General features: G+C 64.5%; 17 protein-coding genes. 5 read left to right on the forward strand and 12 right to left on the reverse strand.

The features are described from left to right. Positions 1–2: 2 nt before the first annotated feature. The 5 genes from KIT02_RS08495 to KIT02_RS08515 are packed head-to-tail and all read right to left on the reverse strand — an operon-like array spanning position 3 to position 5,950. Positions 3–1,142: a glycosyltransferase gene (locus KIT02_RS08495; protein ID WP_297584943.1), complete on the reverse strand. Its 1,140-nt coding sequence runs from the start codon at positions 1,140–1,142 to the stop codon at positions 3–5. Then, positions 1,139–2,440 carry a lipid II flippase MurJ gene (locus KIT02_RS08500; protein ID WP_297584946.1) on the reverse strand — a complete coding sequence of 434 codons (1,302 nt, stop codon included), beginning with the start codon at positions 2,438–2,440 and terminating at the stop codon, positions 1,139–1,141. The genes KIT02_RS08495 and KIT02_RS08500 overlap by 4 nt, the downstream gene beginning before the upstream one ends. Before the next feature lie 2 nt (positions 2,441–2,442). After that, positions 2,443–3,591 (reverse strand): glycosyltransferase, encoded by a 1,149-nt coding sequence (locus KIT02_RS08505; protein ID WP_297584948.1) that lies wholly within the window; start codon positions 3,589–3,591, stop codon positions 2,443–2,445. Further along, the gene (locus tag KIT02_RS08510; protein WP_297584950.1) at positions 3,591–4,679 is read right to left on the reverse strand and encodes a glycosyltransferase; all 1,089 of its coding nucleotides are present in this window, start codon (positions 4,677–4,679) and stop codon (positions 3,591–3,593) included. The genes KIT02_RS08505 and KIT02_RS08510 overlap by 1 nt, the downstream gene beginning before the upstream one ends. After that, complete coding sequence (locus tag KIT02_RS08515; protein ID WP_297584953.1) at positions 4,673–5,950, reverse strand: O-antigen ligase family protein; 1,278 nt, start codon at positions 5,948–5,950, stop codon at positions 4,673–4,675. The genes KIT02_RS08510 and KIT02_RS08515 overlap by 7 nt, the downstream gene beginning before the upstream one ends. Before the next feature lie 129 nt (positions 5,951–6,079). Between KIT02_RS08515 and KIT02_RS08520 the strand changes: the two genes are divergently transcribed. From KIT02_RS08520 to KIT02_RS08535, 4 genes are all read left to right on the forward strand, one after another. Beyond that, positions 6,080–6,721 carry a hypothetical protein gene (locus KIT02_RS08520; RefSeq protein ID WP_297584955.1) on the forward strand — a complete coding sequence of 214 codons (642 nt, stop codon included), beginning with the start codon at positions 6,080–6,082 and terminating at the stop codon, positions 6,719–6,721. A gap of 2 nt (positions 6,722–6,723) precedes the next feature. After that, positions 6,724–8,052, forward strand: coding sequence for an O-antigen ligase family protein (locus KIT02_RS08525; RefSeq protein WP_297584958.1), 1,329 nt, complete (start codon positions 6,724–6,726; stop codon positions 8,050–8,052). A 79-nt stretch (positions 8,053–8,131) separates the two neighbouring features. Beyond that, positions 8,132–10,249 carry a Wzz/FepE/Etk N-terminal domain-containing protein gene (locus KIT02_RS08530; RefSeq protein WP_297584961.1) on the forward strand — a complete coding sequence of 706 codons (2,118 nt, stop codon included), beginning with the start codon at positions 8,132–8,134 and terminating at the stop codon, positions 10,247–10,249. A 113-nt stretch (positions 10,250–10,362) separates the two neighbouring features. Continuing rightward, a complete protein-coding gene (locus KIT02_RS08535) occupies positions 10,363–10,854 on the forward strand; it encodes a hypothetical protein (RefSeq protein WP_297584964.1) in 492 nt (163 codons plus the stop codon). 56 nt (positions 10,855–10,910) lie between these two features. Here KIT02_RS08535 and KIT02_RS08540 read toward each other — a convergent pair whose 3' ends face one another. The 6 genes from KIT02_RS08540 to pcaD all read right to left on the reverse strand — a co-directional run bounded on the left by KIT02_RS08540 (position 10,911) and on the right by pcaD (position 15,730). Beyond that, entirely contained in the window at positions 10,911–11,945 is a 1,035-nt protein-coding gene (locus KIT02_RS08540) for a sulfate/molybdate ABC transporter ATP-binding protein (RefSeq protein ID WP_297584966.1), read from the reverse strand. Between the two features lie 163 nt (positions 11,946–12,108). Then, entirely contained in the window at positions 12,109–13,143 is a 1,035-nt protein-coding gene (locus tag KIT02_RS08545; protein ID WP_297584968.1) for a 3-carboxy-cis,cis-muconate cycloisomerase, read from the reverse strand. 44 nt (positions 13,144–13,187) lie between these two features. Beyond that, complete coding sequence (gene pcaG / locus KIT02_RS08550) at positions 13,188–13,811, reverse strand: protocatechuate 3,4-dioxygenase subunit alpha (RefSeq protein ID WP_297584971.1); 624 nt, start codon at positions 13,809–13,811, stop codon at positions 13,188–13,190. Next, on the reverse strand, positions 13,811–14,557 hold the full coding sequence (pcaH, locus tag KIT02_RS08555; RefSeq protein ID WP_297584973.1) for a protocatechuate 3,4-dioxygenase subunit beta: 747 nt from the start codon (positions 14,555–14,557) through the stop codon (positions 13,811–13,813). Before pcaH ends, pcaG begins: the two co-directional genes overlap by 1 nt. After that, on the reverse strand, positions 14,554–14,943 hold the full coding sequence (gene pcaC, locus KIT02_RS08560; protein ID WP_297584976.1) for a 4-carboxymuconolactone decarboxylase: 390 nt from the start codon (positions 14,941–14,943) through the stop codon (positions 14,554–14,556). Before pcaC ends, pcaH begins: the two co-directional genes overlap by 4 nt. Then, positions 14,936–15,730 carry a 3-oxoadipate enol-lactonase gene (gene pcaD, locus KIT02_RS08565; protein ID WP_297584978.1) on the reverse strand — a complete coding sequence of 265 codons (795 nt, stop codon included), beginning with the start codon at positions 15,728–15,730 and terminating at the stop codon, positions 14,936–14,938. Before pcaD ends, pcaC begins: the two co-directional genes overlap by 8 nt. 159 nt (positions 15,731–15,889) lie before the next feature. On the opposite strand from pcaD, the gene pcaQ reads away from it, so the two are divergent. Further along, entirely contained in the window at positions 15,890–16,810 is a 921-nt protein-coding gene (gene pcaQ / locus KIT02_RS08570; protein ID WP_297585170.1) for a pca operon transcription factor PcaQ, read from the forward strand. Positions 16,811–17,033: 223 nt separating this feature from the next. On the opposite strand, the gene KIT02_RS08575 is transcribed toward pcaQ, so the two are convergent. Then, the gene (locus KIT02_RS08575; protein WP_297584980.1) at positions 17,034–17,873 is read right to left on the reverse strand and encodes a helix-turn-helix domain-containing protein; all 840 of its coding nucleotides are present in this window, start codon (positions 17,871–17,873) and stop codon (positions 17,034–17,036) included. Positions 17,874–17,933 lie beyond the last annotated feature (60 nt).

Here is a 17,933-nt window from a genome sequence, read left to right on the forward strand (position 1 = left end):
CCCTAATCACGGGCGCCGGATTCATTCGGCGCCCGTTTCTTCCCGCGCATCTGTGCCAGCACCGCGTCCCACTGCGCCATGACGGCGGCCTCCCCAAAGCGCTCCCGGACATCGAGGGCCGCCGCAGCCATCGCATGACGTCGGGGCTCGTCGTCCAGCAGCGCCGCAATGGCCTCGCCGAGCGCCTCGGGCGTGTTCTCCCGCGAGATGACGCCATCCAGGCCAGGCCGCACAATGTCGCGCGCGCCATAGCGGAAATCGTAGCAGGCGACGGGCACGCCATGCGCCATGGCTTCCAGCATCACCATGGGCATGCCCTCCCACAGCGAGGACATGGCGAAGATGCGCGCCGCACCATACCAATCGCTCATATTGCCGACCCGGCCCGGCAGGCTGACTTTGTCGGCCAGGCCAAGCGAACCTGCCAGGTCTGCCATGGATTGCCGCTGCGGTCCGTCTCCCAGGATTACCAGATGCGCTTCCGGCCGGCCTTTGGAGACAGAAGCGAAGGCGCGGATCAGGTCACCGAAATTCTTGGCCTCGACGAACCGCCCCGCCGACAGCACCATGGTTCTGCCGTCCGGCACCACCTCTTCCACGGCCAGCCGCGGCTCGCCATCCACGCCCGGCCAACGCACGGCATTGGGAATGACCTGCACCGTCACCCGGCCCACACGCTGCCGCAGCGCATCGGCCGCGCCTTCCGCCAGGGTGGTCAACAGGTTGAGGCGCCGATAGGCCGAAAAGCGGATGGCGTTCCAGAACCGGCCCTGCACCGCGTGATCGGGGTGATTGTGTTCGCAGCCAATCAACGGCCAGGGCTGCCCGATGCTGGCCAGTGCGGTTTCGATGACCATGTTGCCCTGCACCGCCACGACCAGGTCCGGACGGTTGCTCCGTAGGGCTCGCCGCAAGCGCAACAGCCGATCCAGCATCCCGGCCCCGCCCACGCGCAGCGGCTTGGGCTCGGACAGGCTTTGTAGCTGCACCCTCTGGTCTGGGCTGTATTCGACCTCACTGAGGGGCGTCATGGTGGTGGCAATGACCTCGTGCCCCCGCGCCACCCAGGCATCGGCGAGGTTGACCGCCACGCGTTCGGCGCCGCCCCCCCGCAAACTATAGCAGACAAGGTTGATCCTCATCGGTCCCGCTCGCGCAGGATGAACACGCCCAGCACCAGCAGGGACACGCCATACATGGCCGCCGTTCCCCAGAAGATGGCGGCGATGCCGTATTGTGCCAGGAACAGCACCAGGACCAGCGCCTTGGCACCGACGGCCGCCAGGTTGGCAACCAGCAGAAGCCAGTATTGCCGCGTGCTGGCCACCCATTGCGCCAGGATCAGGCTGGCAAAGTAGAATGGCAGCTGCAACACGCCGGCACGCAGGGCCTCCGCCACCTTGGCCACGTCCGCAGATGAGAATTCACCACGCTCATAGAGAACGGAAATCACCCAGGGCGCCAGCACATAGAGTCCGCCGGCCAGCACAATCCCGGCCGCCAGCATCGCCAGCGACCAGAGGCGAGCCAGGCGCGCCACGACAACCGCGCCTTCAAGGGCCGCCTCGGCGAAATTGGGCAGGACGGCGCGCCCGACAACGATCGCGGCCATGCTGGTGACCAGCGTCAGCGCCTTGTTTGTATAATTGACCACGGCGTTGGAACCGTCAGAGAGTTGTGCCGCCACGATCTGGTCGAGCACCGTCCCGCCGATGGAAAAGGCAACCTGCGCCACCAGCACCACGACCATGCCCGAGCCCACCTGCTGAACCAGCACGGTCGTCCCTGCCAGACCCGGGCGCAGGTCGGCACCCGTCCTGTGCAGGGCGAAAAACAGAAGCAGGCTGGTGAGCGCAAATCCCGCGAGGCTGCCGAGCCCGAGCAGACTGGCACCCTCCATGGTCCCGCCAAGGCTGACGATCGAGGCAATGAGAACCAGCGGCGTCACCGCCTCGAGAAATGTACCGACATGCTTCTTGGCGGCCATCAGGCGGGCGGTCATGGCCGCGCTGACCACGCCGAACGGAATGGTGAGCGCCATCGGCACCGCCAGCGCTTGGAGTTCCGGGCCCCCATCGCGTCCCAGCCACCAAAACACGAGACCGGCCGCCAAGCCGGCGACTATCCCGATAATGCCGCTCCAACTGAGCACAGCCCGCAGGGCCAGCGCCTCGGCGGCTCTGTCCGTCTTGCCCAGTTGCACCAGCAGGGGCACGAGAATGACCCCGGCGGTCATCGAAAACAGGGCGATGGGCCACCCGGCAAGGCCCGACAGGAACGAATAGGCGTCTGCCGTTCCCGAAGTACCATAGGCCGCCGCTACGGCGATTTCCTTGAACGCGCCAGCAGCTTTGGCGACCACAAGAAACAGCGCCAGCAATGCCGCCGACTGTAGAATGACCAGGCTCACCCGGCGCCCTGCCGGCGATGGACCCGCCACGTTCACGGTATCAATTCGCTTTCCGGCCGCTCGACATCAACGGCAGGCCGGCCATCGATGAAGGCCCGGTACCGGTCGAGCATCGTTTCGATGGTGTGCTCTTTTTCCACGCGCGCCCGCGCTGCCGCGCCCATGCGTTGGCGCAGGTTTTCGTCCGCGAGTGCCAGGAGGCACTCGGTCAGCGATTGGGTGTCATTGACCGGGAACAGATAGCCGTTTTCGCCATGGATAACCATTTCGGTCGCGCCGCCGATGTCGGACAGGACGACGGGCAGGCCGCTGGCCATGGCCTCCAGCGCTGCGAGGGAAAATGTCTCAACGGCATTGGAGACCAGCACGCCAATGTCCCCGGCGTGCAACAGTTGGGGAATGTCGACCCGCGCACCAGCGAAATACACCCGGTCATCAAGACCGTGCGCCGAAACCTGTTGCCGAATCATGGGCTCCGTGTCGCCCTCGCCGATCAGCAGGAGTTTGAAACGCTCGCCTGCTGCGCCGAGCCGATGCACGGCCTCGATCAGTTGCACATGGTTCTTTTCGGGTGCGAAGCGGCCGCTGAGAATGATCACCACATCCTCGGGCGTAAAACCCAGCGCGGCGCGCGCCGCGGACCGCTCGGGCGCGGTCGGCGGGCGGAAGCGCCTGGTGTCGATGCCATTGGTGATCGCGGTCACGCGGGGTGCGGAGAGCCCGCGTTCGGTCCAGTATCGCTGCTGATTGCGGCTCACATAAATGATGCCGTCCGACCGGGAGGCCAGAAACTTGAAGATGGGCAGTTTGAGCCGCCCCCCCAGACTTGTCACCATCGTGGTGTGGAACACGCAAACCACCCTGGCCTCGTGCCAGCCCAGCCAGCGCGTCACCATGGCCGCGGTGAGCGCGGTCTGGTTCACGGCAAGCACCAGATCCACCCTTTCGGAGCGAAGCCGGTGGCCCAATTCACGCAGCGCCGACAGGTCGAGGATGGATCGTCCCCCGATCCGGTCGAGCTGCTTGCCCGGCAGCACCGCCGGGTGCGGATCGGCCCCGCCGGTCAACAGCACCATGGTCTGCACCAGCCGGCCTTCCGCTTCGAGCCGGTCTCCGAGACCCAGCGTGTGATTTTCGGCCCCGCCGAGATTGAGCCGGTTGAGCAGGAACGCAACGGTCATCACACCGCCCCCTGTCTGACAGTCTTGATGAAGTAGTCTTCGTAGGCACGGGTCACATTGGCTGCCGAGTGTCCGTCGACCACCCCGGCACTGGGGTGCTGGCCATTTCCTGTGGCAAAATCGGCCAGTGCCGCGGCCAGGTCATCGGCGCCAAACCCCTTGGCCAGTACGCAGCCCGGCACCGATCCAATCAGTTCCGCCACGCCCGGAACCGGTGTCGACAACACCGGCAGCCCGCAACACAGAGCCTCCAGCACCACATTGGGAAATCCCTCGAAGCGCGAGGACAGCACGAACCCGTCCGCCTTTGCCATGACCGAATAAGGGTTGGCGGTAAAGCCCGCCAGCCGCACCCGGTCCGCAAGCCCGAGATCGGCAATCTGGCCTTCCAGTGCCGCACGCTCGCTGCCCTCGCCCAGAATGTGCAGGTCCACGTCACTACGGGGCGACCGCGCCAGAGCAGCGAGCAGGGTGTCAAAGCCCTTGGCCGGCGCCAGGCGGCCGACCGCAACGAGATTGGTGCGTTCGGGGCGGAACGGCAGGGTCACGGGCTCGGCCGATCTGGCTCGAATGCCCTCGATGTCGACCGGATTGGCAATGGCCTGCCCCACGCCCCTGGCGAGGCCAAGCCGTTCGGAAAACGCATCTTCCATGGCCCGCGACTGAAAAATGATCCCGTCGGCGCGCGGAAAGCTCAGCGCCATCATCCGCCGCAGGCCGGGCTTTTCAAGGTTGAGAAAGTCCGTCACGCGCACGATCAGCCGGGTCCCTCGGGGGAAAACCATGCGCAGCAGCCCGGTGGCGACATTGACATGGTCTAGGGTGGACACGACCAGAGGGGGCCTGTCCCTCCAGATCAGCCGCAACAATGCCGGCATCGCATTGCGCAATCGCGGTTCGCCCAGGTCGATGACGCGGACGTCCTCGGGCACCTGTGCGGCGAGGGTACGATCCGCGCCATTGACCAGGACCAGCGTCGGGTCAAATCGCTTGCGGTCGATAAAGCGCAGCAGGGTCGTGATCACACGCTCCGCACCGCCTCCCGACAGGCTCGGCAGCACGAAATAAACCGGCATCGCCTCTACCATGTGAGCCCCCCCGCATGCGGTCGGCCCAGCGTCCTGTCGCGTTCCTCCATGCTCATGCGCAGGTAGAGGATCGCCAGCAGCAGATAATAGGGCAGATCGAAATAGGAGTGCGTGAACACCGACTGGATGACCAGCATGGCGAAGATGACCACGGCGATCCGCGTGCCCTGATAGAGCAAGGCGCCGAGCATGAAACAATAAGCAGCAAAGCCGACGAGCCCGAATTCGGCCAGCATCAGCACGAACATATTGTGGACGGACAATCCGTGGCTCCACACATGGGTGGAGCCATAGCCCATGCCCAGGATCGGTTGCTGCGCAAACGCCTCCCAGCCATACAGCATGAGCCGGATGCGTTCATTGGTGGTCCCGCGGTCGACACCGGACAGGCGCGAGAACGTGTCGGTGTTGAGGAAGGGACGCAGCGCGTTGATGATGTCCTGGTAGAATATGAGGAACAGCCCCGCCACGAGGCCGACGATCAGCAGCACGCGCATCAGCCGCAACAGCCGCGTGGCCATGCCCTGTGCGGCGTTGGACAGCATGACGTGGTCGAGCGTAACGGCCACCAGCCAGAGCACGATACCCTCGCGGCTGAAGGTGAAGGCTATGCCGACCAGCACAATCCCGTAGTGGACAAGCCGCATCCCATGACTGGCGCCCAGGCACATCAGCGGCAAGGCCATGGCCAGAAAGGTCGCGCACTGGTTTGGGTCCCAGTACAACCCGGCGGCGCGTCCGGCATAGACCCCCATCTTCACCGGGAACAGGCCCGGCATCAGCACCACCGCGACATTGAGCAGGGCCGTGCCCCACATCACCACCTGGACGGCCCGGACGATGGCTTTCAGATTATCGGCCTGGGCAATGATGATGGTGAGACATATACCCATCAACAGTGTGTTCACCCTGAGCACAAATATCCGGGCCTGCTCTGAATTCTGCCCCGCGAACGGCATCCACCACAGGTGCAGGGCCAGCATCATGGTCATGGCAGCGAAGAATGGCCAATAATCGCGCCAGCGATTGAACGCCTCGCGGTTGGCAGCAAGATAGAGCCCGGTCAGGGCGTAGGTCAGGAAGTAGAAGTAGCTCGGCTTGAGCGGATTGTTGAAGGTCTGATAGCTGCCGGTCGCCTCGGCATGGCCGAAATAGATCAATGAAGACAATAGCAAAGCCACTGCCGCCACGGCATACCAGTTGGAAATGCCGGACAGCCTGATCGTGGTAGCGCTATTGGCCGCAACCGTCAGTTGGACACCTGTCGTCATGACCTGGGCGAAAGACCAGGCCGATAAACATACGTAACTGACCTAGCAGTAATCCGGCGGATACTAGCTTTGCGTTAAACCGGCGGAAGGAAGCAGGGTTTAGTGTCTGGCACGAATGGAGAAACCGGAATGCATCGTCTGCTCCTCGTGCTTGCTGGCGGCATCGTGGCGCTTGCCGGTAGCTGGTTCGCGGCAAGTGAGGCACCAGGCCTTTCGGCGCCTGGCCTGCCGCCTGCCCAGCGCATCGCCGCGACCCGGATCGACGTCCTGAGCCCCAGCCTGCCCAGCCGCAGCACGATCCTTCTGGATTGCCAGCGCCTCTTGCCCGCCCAGGCTGGCGCCCGGGCCGTTGCCGATGATGCCACCGTAGTGCGCTGCGAGGCCCTGGCGAAAACTATTCTCCATGGCAACCCGGTCTTTGGCCATGCCGAACTGATCCTGGCGCAGGCCGCGCTCTATCGCGAGGAGGCCGATACCGTCTGGACCCATTTGGGCCGGTCGCGGGCGATGTCCCCCGCCGAGGCCTGGCTGGCCACGCCCCGGCTCAGCATGGCGCTCTCCCTGGCAGGCGAAATCCCCGAGATGGCAGAGGCCATGATGCAGGCAGACCTGATGGTAACGCTGGAGAGCGAGGCAGGCCTGCTTTGGGCCGCAGCCCGCTATGCCCGCGATGACGCGTTTCGCGCCCTTGTTCAGCCGGCATTCGCGACGATCACCCCCGCGCGGCAGCAGGATTTTCTGGATGCCGTCCGGCAGTTGACGGGGAGCTAGCAATGTCGGTGTCGGGCAAACCGGCCATGGATGGCTGGATACGATGGGTTGTTCTGGCGGGCCTTGCCGCCCTGGTCGCACTGGCTCCACTCCCCTATGGCAGCGTGCCGGCACTGGCCAAAGCCAGCATTGCCGCATCCATTGGCCTGCTGGCTGTCCTCGCCTTCGGCCTGGCTGGTAAAGAGCCTGTGCCCGCCCATTCACGGCTGGCGATCGCGGCGGTTCTGGCTTGCATCGCCTATCTGGTGATACAGGTTCTGCCGCTCGGCGCCATCGCGCCCGGCCTCACGGCAATCAGCGCACATGGTCTTGACCTTCAGGCTCTGGCCATCTCGCTGGTGCCCGGCGAAACCGCGCTGTTGGCCATTCTGGCCGCAAGCTATGTCCTGCTTTATCTGCTGATCGTTCGCACCCAGGCCGATGACGAGCGCGCGCAAGGCCTGCTCGACGTAATGCTCATTGTCGGCTGCGTCTATGCACTCATCGGCATCGCCGGCATCAACGCCACGACGACGCTTTTCGGCGCCGAGAAGCCCGACTATGTCGGCTATGCCACCGGGCCCTTCGTCAACCGCAACAGCTTCGCCACCTATCTGGCCCTTGCCTCCACCCTGGCGCTGACGCGGGCGCTGGCACCCTTTCTTCGCCGCGCGGGCGACCCTTTGCGGCTAGGCTCCGTGATTATCGGCGTTGCGGCCTTTCTGCTGCTGGCCACCGCGCTTTTGGCCACCGGCTCGCGCATGGGTCTGGCCAGTGCCGGCCTCGGCTGGCTGGTGCTGATCGCGTTCTGGGCCACGCGAACCGGGCGCGGCCTGCGCGCGGGCGGTTGGCTGCTTCTCCTCTTCGGCGCCCTCGGCATTGCCTGGCTATTTGCCGACGCTGCCCTGGAACGGGTGTCCACGATTGGTTCGGGCGTCGCCGACCGGACCGCCCTTTATGCCCAGGTGCTGGACCTGATCGCCATGCGCCCGCTCACCGGCTTCGGCGGTGGCGCCTTCCAGCAAGCATTTCAACTGGTCCACGCCCTGCCGGTCGATCCCGATCTGCTGTGGAGCCGGGCTCACAGCACCTATCTCACCCTGTGGGTCGAGCTCGGCCTGATCTTCGGCACATTGCCCGTGTTGGTGGTGTTCGGCATGGGCTGGCGCCTGTTTCGCGCCATGCCGCAGCTTGATGATCGGCAATGGGCCCTGGCAGCGCCTGCCCTCGGCGCCTTGGTGATCGCCGCGACCCATTCGCTCTTCGATTTCAGTCTCGAAGTGCCCGCAAATGCAATTGCACTGATCGTTCTGCTCGCGATCGGCCGCCGCGCAATTGCGAGACCCGCATAGGTGCTCCCCTCATTAACCCATGACACGAAACGGTTTCTTGGCATTTTGAGCCTATATCTCGCGCGGGAATGCAGGGAGAATGGCGTTGAACAGCGGCGAGATTGACCTTCGGAGCATTGCCGGCCTTTTGGCCCGGCGCTATCGCCTGATTGCCGCAACTGTCGCCGCCTTCATCATCGTGGCGATCGTCGCATCGCTGTCGATAACCCCGATCTTCAGCGCCTCGGCGCTGGTTCTGGTCGATCCCAGCCGTAAGGACCTCCTCGCAAGCGAGGGCAATGGCGGCAGTTCATCGACCGACAGTTTTCGCATCGACAGCGAAGTCGAGATCGTCGCCTCCGACAGCGTCCTGTTGCGCGTTATCGACCGTGAAAATCTCGCCAGCCAAGCGGACCTTGGCGTCAATCTGTCGATCATGGGCCGCATCATGGCCTTGTTGAACATCGGCGAACCCAGCCTGCCTTCGGCGGAGGACGCGACCCAGGATCTGCTCGCCAACCTGCGCAAGTCCGTGGACGTGCAGCGCCGGGGCCTGACCTATCTCATCGAGATCGAAGCCCATTCGCCAGACCCCGCCCAGGCGGCGCGGCTCGCCAATGCGGTTACCGACACCTATATCGAGCAGCAGCTCGCCTCCAAGGTGAACAGCGTCCTGACCTCCCGCGACCTGCTGGAGGCGCGCATTGTCGAGGCTCAGCAAAAGGTCACCGAGACCGAAGCGGCCTTCGATTCTTTCCTCAACGGCAATCTGGACGAATTGTCCGTCGACGCGCGCAGTTCCTCCACCATTGCCGGGCTGCGTAGCCAGATCGACCAGATCGAAACCACCCGCCGGGACACGGCTGGCCTCAAGGCCGGTATTGATGCCAGCCTGGCCAGCAACGACTGGAATGCCCTCGTCACTGCCGTCGGCACCGCCGCCATCGCCGAGCTCGAAGGCCAGCGCGAGGCCCTGCTGGCACGTATCGGGCAGGCTCCCGTGGCCCCGCAAAACCTGCAAGACGAACTGTTGGCCCTCGAAAATCAGCTGCGTTCCGCCGCCAGCCAGCGCGGATCGGAACTGCAGGCGGCCATCGTCGAGAGCCAATCCCAGGAAAGCCAGTTGCGCCAATCCCTGCGCAGTGCAGTGGTGTCCGGCGCCACTTCGCCCGAGCTCCTGACCCGGGTCTATAGCCTCCAGCAGGGCGCCGAACTCGCCCGCCAGCAATATGACACCCTGCTCGCCCGCATCCAGGAGGTCGAAGCACAGGCCGCCCTCCAGGTGCCGGACAGCCGCGTTGTCTCACCGGCCCTGTCGCCCCGCGACCCGACCTTCCCGAACAAGACCCTGATCGTGCTCCTGGCCACGTTTACCGGCGCGGCCGTCGCCATTGGACTCGCCTTCCTCTACGAAAATTTCATTGGCGGCTTTACCAGCCAGAGCCAGGCCGAACAGGTGCTCCGCACACGTGTCTCCAACATCGTGCCGACGCAGAAGACCAAGAGCGATCTATTGAGCCCGGCCGATCTGGTCAGCGAAGCGCCGCTGTCGACCTTCCCGGAAGCCATTCGCAAACTGCGCAACAATCTGATGCAGGTCCTTGCCCACAAGGATGGCGATCCCGGCAAGGTGGTGATGATCAGTTCCACCCTGCCACGCGAGGGCAAGTCGACTTTGGCCCTCTCGCTGGCGCGGTCCTTTGCCCTGGCGGGCCGCCGCGTCACGCTCATCGACTGCGACCTGCGCAAGCCTGGCCTGCACACACTTGTCGGCGTTTCGCCCTCCCATGGCCTGCTCGAATATCTCAGCGGCGAGAACCCCGATTCCCTGCCCGACATCGTCTCCGGCGACCCGCTAACCGACGCCACGCTCATTCTGGGCACGCGTCGCAGCGATATCCCCACCGACCAGTTGTTGCTCGGTACCCAGTTCGAGCGCCTTATTGCGGCCGCCCGCGAGCATTTCGATGTCGTCATCATCGACACCTCCCCGCTCGCACCGGTGGTTGATGGCCTGGCTGTCGCCCCCCATGCCGACGCCGCCCTGTTCGTCACCCGCTGGGCCAGCACCGGTCAGAGCGATGCCCGTCAGGCCCTATCCGCCCTGCGTGACGCCATGCGGCCGGAAGCCGAAATTCTCGTGGCACTCAACCAGCAGGACCAGTCCCGGACCGCTCGTCTGCACAAGTTCGGCAATTACTACTCCGAAGCCTATTAACCCGCTGTCAACGTTAACTATGTGTCAACAAATAGGGGCCCGAAGCGCCCCCGATGCGTTGACCGGCCATGCCCGCGCACACTAGCTTTTCCACAACCTGATGGAGCGAGCCCGTGCGCAAGTCGTTGAAGACCCTGGTTCTGACCCTGTCCCTGTCAGCCGCCGCTTCCGGCGCTGCCTATGCCGACGGATATGCCTGTCTGTCCGGCACCAGCACCCTCGAGACCATGGTGCTGTCCTACTACGACACCGCAAATGCCGTCTGCACTTCCGAGGACTCCGATTTCCTGCAGTGCGACAAGGCCTTGCGAGATTTTGCCAGCCTGACCAATGTCGATGCTGCCGCGCTTCTGCCCGAAGTCGCCGCCATGTCGCCAGACGTTCGCATGGCATTCCTCGACGAAGTCAGCGCCTATTCGGCCGATCCCAAATGCAGTGAAAGCCTCCGTGCCCGTCAGGACGATCTCTATCTGCAGATCAGTTCGGCCAATCAGGACAACAAGCTCTTCATGTACGGCATCGACGACGCGCTGATGCTCTGCACCGGCTACAGCTACACCTTCGATCGCCGCCCCCGCGATCCAAGCCCGGTCTTGCCCAGCTAAGGCCAAACCGCTTCCAAAGTCGGACGACTTGAGGCCGGACTTTGTCCGGCCCTTTTCTATGCTGCCGGGAACAGCATCCAGCGCTTAGGCCGGAAGGCCAGTTGCGTGCGCTCGACGGCGGGGTGGTCGAAGGGCAGGTCGATTTCCACCCGATGCGCGGCGCCGCCGATTTCAATCTCGACGCGGCGGGTGCCGCCGACGCGGCGGCTGGCGGCCACCACCCCGGTGAGCGCGGCTCCCCCCTCCACCAGTTCGATGTCATGCGGGCGGAAGAACAGGCGCGATGGCCCCTCCCCCTGCTGGCCCGACAGGCCCAGCGGCCTATCGCCCAGCCACAGATCGCCCTTTTCGACCGTCACCGGCAATTCCGACGACTCCCCTATAAAGCCGAAGACGAAGGGCGAACCCGGCCGGTCATAGACGCTGTCGGGCGTACCCACCTGCTCGATCTTGCCCTGGCTCATCACGCAGAGCCGGTCGGCCAGCTCCAGTGCTTCTTCCTGATCATGGGTGACGAAGACCGTGGTATGGCCGGTGCGATCATGGATCTCGCGCAACCATTTGCGCAATTCGCGGCGCACCTGCGCATCCAGCGCACCAAAAGGCTCATCGAGCAACAGCACGCGCGGCTCGATCGCCAGGGCCCGGGCCAGGGCCACGCGCTGGCGCTGGCCGCCCGACAACTGACTCGGATAGCGTTTTTCCAACCCGGACAATTGCACCAGGTCCAGCAATTCCATGGCCCGGCGCCGGATTTCGCCCGCTGGCGGGCGCGTTGAGCGTGGCCGCACCTTGAGCCCGAAGGACACGTTTTCCAGAATGCTCATGTGCCGGAACAGCGCATAGTGCTGGAAGACGAAGCCGATATTGCGGTCCTGCACGCTCTTTTCGGACGCATCTTCGTCGCCGAAGAAGATCCTGCCGGCGGTGGGCTGTTCGAGCCCGGCGATGAGCCGCAACAGCGTCGTCTTGCCCGATCCCGAAGGCCCGAGCAGCGCGATCAGCTCTCCCGAGGCAATATCCAGCGACACATCATGCAAGGCCGGAAACCGGTCAAATTCCTTGCGGACATTTTCTACGCGTACGTCCATGAGCCTCTCGTGCCGCTGCCGGTGAGCAGCCTTGGTGACAAGGGCCCAAACCTATTGGCATCACCCATTTTCTCAAGATGGCCGGCGGGCAAGTTTTCCGCCCAACGCAGAAAATCATTCCAACGCAGGGCCGATGGCGCCGATCCTGTTCCGCAATGCCCGCTCAGGCGTCGGCGAGGCGCAATTGCCCCAGCATCACCTGGGCCAGTCTCAGGCTCGCGCCGGTATTGACCACTAGGTGCGGCAGGGTCAGCCATTCGAGCGTCCAGGCGGCGCCGGAGCGCTCATATTCATGGATCATGGCCTGCTGCAACGTGCCCGCAAGTCCGGCATTGGCCCGGGCCAGCGCCACCAGCACCTCGGCATTGACCGGGTTCGACTTGTGCGCCATGGCCGAAGACCCGCCGCCACCAGCAATCCGCACGGCCCCCACCTCGTTCTGGGCCAATAGGGCAATATCGGCACCCATCTTCCCCAGCGAGCCCGAGATCAGCGCCAGAAGGCCGCCCAGCGCCACGATGGGGTCGCGCCCGCTGTGCCAGGCCGGCGCCAGTCCGAGGTCGAGGCGCTTGGCCAGCGCCGCAGCAAGGGCATCTCCATGACCCTCGAAACTGCCCCGGTCCCCCACCGGTCCGCCCAACTGGACCACCAGCAATGTGCGCCGCATGGCCGAAAGGGCGCGCAGATGGCGATGCAGCGGTTCTGCCCAGGCAGCCAGCTTCGCCCCCCAGCTGGTTGGCAGCGCCACCTGCATGCGCGTATGGGCCATGAGCGGCTTGTCGCCCCATTCCCCGGCAAAGGCATCGAGGCGCGACAGCAAGGCGCCAAGGCGGGCCTCGAACAGATCAAAGACCGGTACCAGTTGCAGCACCAGCGCGGTATCGATGATGTCCTGGCTGGTGGCGCCCTTGTGCAGGGCCCCATTGTGCGGCTCGCCAATCTGGCCGCGCAGCTGCCGCACCAGCGCCGGCACGATCACCCCGTCCTGCACCAGTCCCGCTGCCAGCCCCGGCCAGTCCGGAACAAATGCGCTTGTCGCCGCGCTGACGGCATTGGCCGCATCGGCCGAAATCCAGCCGATATCGGCGCTCGCCTCGGCCAGCGCCCGCTCTACCGCCAGGAGCGCTGCCAGCTGCGCATCGTCGAAAAGCAGGTCCGCGGTCTCGGTGTCGCCCGCCAGGGCACTCAAAAGGCTCATGCCGCGATCCTATTCAGCTCGTAGGAGCTGCTCAAGCCAATAGCTCAGATGTCGAAGAACACCGTTTCCTTGTCGCCCTGCAGGTGAATGTCGAGGACATAGCGCGGCACCGCCCCCTCCTCCTTGCGGGCGATCAGGGTTTCGCGACGGCGCGGGTCCATGATCTTGTTGAGCACGAAATCGCCTGCATTGGCCTCGGCCTCATCGGAAAAATAGAGCCGCGTCTGCAGCCCGATATTGATGCCGCGTGCCACGATCCACAGGCTCACATGCGGCGCCATCGGCTTGCCGTCCGGCCCATCGACCCGCCCCGGCTTGATGGTCTCGAAGGTAAAACTGCCATCGGGCTGCGTCGGCTGGCGGCCCCAGCCGCTGAAGGCGGGGGCGGAATTGGAATTGGGGCCCATGGGCGCCGAAAAACTGCCTTCGGCATCGGCCTGCCAGAGTTCCAGCACCGCATCGCTGACCGGCGCGCCCGAGCCGTCGATGACGCGGCCGGAAATGACAATGCGCTCGCCGACTGTGTCCGGGGTCAGCATGGTGAGGCCGAGATCGGCATCGATGACCCCGGTAATGCCGCAGAAATTCGGCGTCATGCCGATATGGACATAGGGCCCTGCCGTCTGGGAGGGCGACTCCTTGAGCACGGGCGTCGGGTGCAGGCTCATCAATTCCCCTCCAGCTTGTTTTCGAACATGGTCGAGCGGCGGCCGCGCAGCACGATGTCGAACCGGTAGGCCAGGGCATCCATGGGCGTGGTGTTGTGCCGATCCAGCTTGGCCGTCAATTGGTCGATCGCGGCCTTGTCGTTGATGGTGGCGACGATCGGGCACTGCCAGATCATCGGATCCCCCTCGAAATACATCTGGGTAATCAGCCGCTGCGCAAAGGCATGGCCGAAAATCGAGAAATGGATATGGGCCGGCCGCCAGTCGTTCCCCCTGTTGGGCCAGGGATAGGCACCGGGCTTGACCGTGCGGAAGTGATAAAAGCCGTTCTCATCGGTAATCGAGCGCCCGAAGCCCCCGAAATTCGGATCGAGCGCGGCCAGATACCCTTCCTTCTTGTGGCGATAGCGCCCGCCGGCATTGGCCTGCCAATATTCCACCAGCGTCCCCGGCACCGGGCGGGCGTTCTCGTCCAGCACCTGCCCATAGACGATCATCCGCTGGCCGATGGCTTCGGTGCCGTCCTGGCTGTAATTGCGGATCAGATCGTTATCGAGTTCCCCGAGCTTTTCGTGCCCGAACGTTGGCCCCGATGTTTCCGACTTGGTCGGGCCCAGCGCCAGCAGGCTGTGGCGGGGCGCGCGAAATGTCGTGCTCTTGTAGCCCGGCGTATCGGCGGCCGGATGCCAGTCGCGATCGCGCTGGAACAGCGCTCCATCGGCACCCGGTAAGATAATTCCGCTCATTGGGCAGCCTCCTGACGCTTGGCGAGTTCCTGCTTGGCTATTTTGAAGGCGCTGTTGGCAGCCGGCACGCCGGCATAGACCGCCACATGCAGCAGCGCTTCCTTGATGTCATTTGCGTCCGCGCCGGTATTGGCCGTGGCCCGCACATGCATGGCGAATTCGTCTTCATGGCCCAGCGCCGCCAACAGGGCCAGCGTCACGATCGAGCGTTCGCGCTTGCTCAGCCCCGGCCGCGACCACACCGAACCCCAGGCCCCCTGGGTGATGAAGGTCTGAAAATCGTCATCAAGGCTCGTGGTCAGCGCCTTGGCGCGGTTGACGTGGTCGTCGCCCAGAACCGCGCGCCGCGTCACCATGCCCTGCTCAAACAGTTTGTCGTCACTCATAGCCACATTCCCCGAACAAGTCGCGCAAATACGAGGCCACCAGGGCCGGCTGCTCTACGGACGGAATATGCCCCGCCCCCGGCACGATCTGAAAGCGCGCGCCCGGAATGGCATCAGCGCAGGCCCGCACCAGCTCCACGGGCGTCGCCCCGTCCGCATCGCCTACCATGACCAGCGTCGGCAGGGCGATGGCGCCGATATCCGCCGTCAGGTCGGCATCCCGGAGCGTCGCGCAGGTCGCCGCGTAGCCCTCCGGGTCCGTCCGCAGGAACAGGTTGCGCCAGCCCGCCAGTTCTTCCGGGCGCTCCTTGCGGAAGCCCGGGCTGAACCAGCGCTCCATGATCCCATCGGCAATGGCCCCGAGGCCTTGTTCCAGCACCGCCGCCCGCCGGCTATTCCACAATTGGGCATCGCCGACCTTCGGCGCCGTGTCGCAGAGCACCAGAGCCGCGATGCTTTGCGGGGACCGCAGCGCATAGCCCTGCGCGATCAACCCGCCGACAGACACGCCACACAGGGCAAACCTGTCAAAGCCGACATGGCGGACCAGTCCCTCAAGATCGTCCAGATGGTCGTCCAGACTATACTCGCCCGCCGGGCAATCGCTGAGCCCGTGCCCGCGCTTGTCATAGCTCAGGATGCGATAGGAGGACGCGAGCCGCGCGATCACCGCATCCCAGATGCGGGCATCGGTGCCCAGAGAATTGGCAAAGACCAGTTTTGGTGCATCCTCCGGCCCGGCGAGCCGATAGTGCAGCAGGACGTCATTGATCCGGACGAAGTGCATGGTTTCCCTCTCCCCGCCATTTAAGGGCCCGGGGCCGCTGGGGTAAAATGATTACTCACACCCATAGAATAACCCTGCGATTATGATATCTCAGTCGACAGGCGCCAATTCCCAAAAAAACCGCCTTTTGCATAACCGAGCATCGCCATGGCCCAACGCATCATCGACCCGCGGATCAAGATCCGGCATATCGCCTGCTTTCTCGAGGTGGCCAGGCTCCGCAGCGTGGTCAACGCCGCCGAAGCGCTCAATATCAGCCAGCCCGCCGCCACCAAGACGGTGCAGGAGCTCGAAGAGGTGCTTGGCGGCTCGCTCTTCGATAGGAGCCGGCGGCGCCTGTCACTGACCCCGTTCGGCGAAATCTTCTACCGCTATGCCTCCACCAGCATTGCCGCTCTCCGACAGGGCATAGACGCGGCGCGCGGCGCCCAGGAAACCACCCTGGTCAAGATCGGCGCGCTGCCCTCGGTTTCGGCCCGTATCCTGCCCGAGGCCGTGCGGCGCTTCACCCTCAGCGAACCCGGCATCAAGAGCCGGATCATCACCGGGCCCAACAACTATCTATTGGCCCAGCTCCGCTCCGGCGACGTTGACCTGGTCATCGGCCGCATGGCCGAACCCGAACTGATGCTGGGCCTGTCTTTCGAGCATCTCTATTCCGAGCAGGTGGTGATCGCCGTAAGGCCCGATCATCCGCTTCTGGATGAGCAGGAGTTCACCCTGAGCATGGTCGAAGGCTACCAGACCCTGCTGCCGACACCCGGCTCGGTCATCCGGCCCCTGGTCGAGCGCATCCTGCTGGCCTACGGCATCGGCGAGGGGCGCGAGGAGATCGAGACGGTCTCCAATGCCTTCGGCCGCGCCTATATCCGCCAGACCGACGCCATCTGGTTCATCTCGGAGGGTGTGGTGGCCGAGGACATTGCCGATGGGCACCTGCGCCTCCTGCCCTTCGACATGAGCGAGACCCTTGGTCCGGTCGGCTTCACCACCCGCAACGATACGACCCTGGCGCTGGCAACCTCGGCGCTCATGCAGACCGTGCGCGACGTCGCCGCCGGATTGCGGCAGGCGAGCTAAGATATCTTCGCATTTGGAACGTCATGACGAGCCCCTTCCCTTCTCCCCTGAGGGAAGAAGTGCCTGCCCCGGACTTGATCCGGGGTGGCGCGAAGCGCCGGATGAGGGGTTCAGACTTGTGCTAGCCGAATAAATTTCACCCCTCACCCCGACCCTCTCCCCTGAGGGGCGAGGGGGCGATGGAGCCGATAAATCGGTTCATGGATGAAATGCCCAAACCACCTCACGCCCGCTGATTGCGGCCCTGCTCTGCCCGGAACCGGGCCGGGGCCGCGCCCAGCAGGCGGGTCATGACGCGGCTGAAGTATGCCGGATCGTCATAACCCAGCTCGGCGCCGATCTGCTTGACGCTGAGGGTCGAGAACAACAATTGGCGCCTGGCCTCGAGCGCTATGCGCCGCTCCACGACTTCGAGCGCGGTGACGCCCAGCACCTGCTGGCACACGCGGTTGAGATGCGTCGGGCTGATGCCCATGGCGCTGGCATAGTCCTCGATCCGCCGGCTGGTCCGATAACGCTGCTCGACCAGGTCGCGAAAACCCGCGACATGCTGCACGGCCCGGCCGGACGGTCCCGGTGTGGCCATGGCCGCGCGGCGCGCCCGATGCAGGTCCAGCAGCAACAGGGTCAGCCGCGCCCGCATCGCCATGTCGTGCCCATGCCCCGGATGATCGGCCTCCCCGATCAGGCCATCGAGGCTGGCCACCAGCCTGTCGCTGGCGCGCAGGGTCTCGGCGCCGTCAAATCCCAGGCCGAGCGTGCGGACGTCCTGCTCGAACAGGGTCAGCACCACGCCGTCGACATCGGGCGAAAACACGTAGCCATGAACCACCATGGCTGGAACGACCACCATGCTCCCCGCTGCGATGTGGACCCGCGTCCCGTCCAGTTGCATCTCTGCCTCGCCCGCAGTCAGCGACAGAACCTGGAACAGGTGCTCGTGCCGGTGCGGATCGATGCGAAAGCCATGCAGGCGACTGCGCGCCGGGATGGTTTCCCAATGCAGCCAGTCCTGCAGGGTCTCCTGTTCGCCATAGAGGGCATAGGTCGGGATCAGATTCATGTTCGAATAGTGCAAGCGATTGCGGGCCCTGTCCATTCTCTCGATCGGGATTTCGGTCCA

The organism is Devosia sp. (genome assembly GCF_025809055.1).
Lineage (GTDB): Bacteria > Pseudomonadota > Alphaproteobacteria > Rhizobiales > Devosiaceae > Devosia.

What these genes read in the sequence shown, in the direction of transcription:
- KIT02_RS08495 (WP_297584943.1), bottom strand. Translation starts at nt 1,142, where the DNA reads ATGAGGATCAACCTTGTCTGCTATAGTTTGCGGGGGGGCGGCGCCGAA.
- KIT02_RS08505 (WP_297584948.1), bottom strand. Translation starts at nt 3,591, where the DNA reads ATGACCGTTGCGTTCCTGCTCAACCGGCTCAATCTCGGCGGGGCCGAA.
- KIT02_RS08510 (WP_297584950.1), bottom strand. Translation starts at nt 4,679, where the DNA reads ATGGTAGAGGCGATGCCGGTTTATTTCGTGCTGCCGAGCCTGTCGGGA.
- KIT02_RS08515 (WP_297584953.1), bottom strand. Translation starts at nt 5,950, where the DNA reads ATGACGACAGGTGTCCAACTGACGGTTGCGGCCAATAGCGCTACCACG.
- KIT02_RS08520 (WP_297584955.1), top strand. Translation starts at nt 6,080, where the DNA reads ATGCATCGTCTGCTCCTCGTGCTTGCTGGCGGCATCGTGGCGCTTGCC.
- KIT02_RS08525 (WP_297584958.1), top strand. Translation starts at nt 6,724, where the DNA reads ATGTCGGTGTCGGGCAAACCGGCCATGGATGGCTGGATACGATGGGTT.
- KIT02_RS08530 (WP_297584961.1), top strand. Translation starts at nt 8,132, where the DNA reads ATGGCGTTGAACAGCGGCGAGATTGACCTTCGGAGCATTGCCGGCCTT.
- KIT02_RS08540 (WP_297584966.1), bottom strand. Translation starts at nt 11,945, where the DNA reads ATGGACGTACGCGTAGAAAATGTCCGCAAGGAATTTGACCGGTTTCCG.
- KIT02_RS08545 (WP_297584968.1), bottom strand. Translation starts at nt 13,143, where the DNA reads ATGAGCCTTTTGAGTGCCCTGGCGGGCGACACCGAGACCGCGGACCTG.
- pcaG (WP_297584971.1), bottom strand. Translation starts at nt 13,811, where the DNA reads ATGAGCCTGCACCCGACGCCCGTGCTCAAGGAGTCGCCCTCCCAGACG.
- pcaH (WP_297584973.1), bottom strand. Translation starts at nt 14,557, where the DNA reads ATGAGCGGAATTATCTTACCGGGTGCCGATGGAGCGCTGTTCCAGCGC.
- pcaC (WP_297584976.1), bottom strand. Translation starts at nt 14,943, where the DNA reads ATGAGTGACGACAAACTGTTTGAGCAGGGCATGGTGACGCGGCGCGCG.
- pcaD (WP_297584978.1), bottom strand. Translation starts at nt 15,730, where the DNA reads ATGCACTTCGTCCGGATCAATGACGTCCTGCTGCACTATCGGCTCGCC.
- KIT02_RS08575 (WP_297584980.1), bottom strand. Translation starts at nt 17,873, where the DNA reads ATGAATCTGATCCCGACCTATGCCCTCTATGGCGAACAGGAGACCCTG.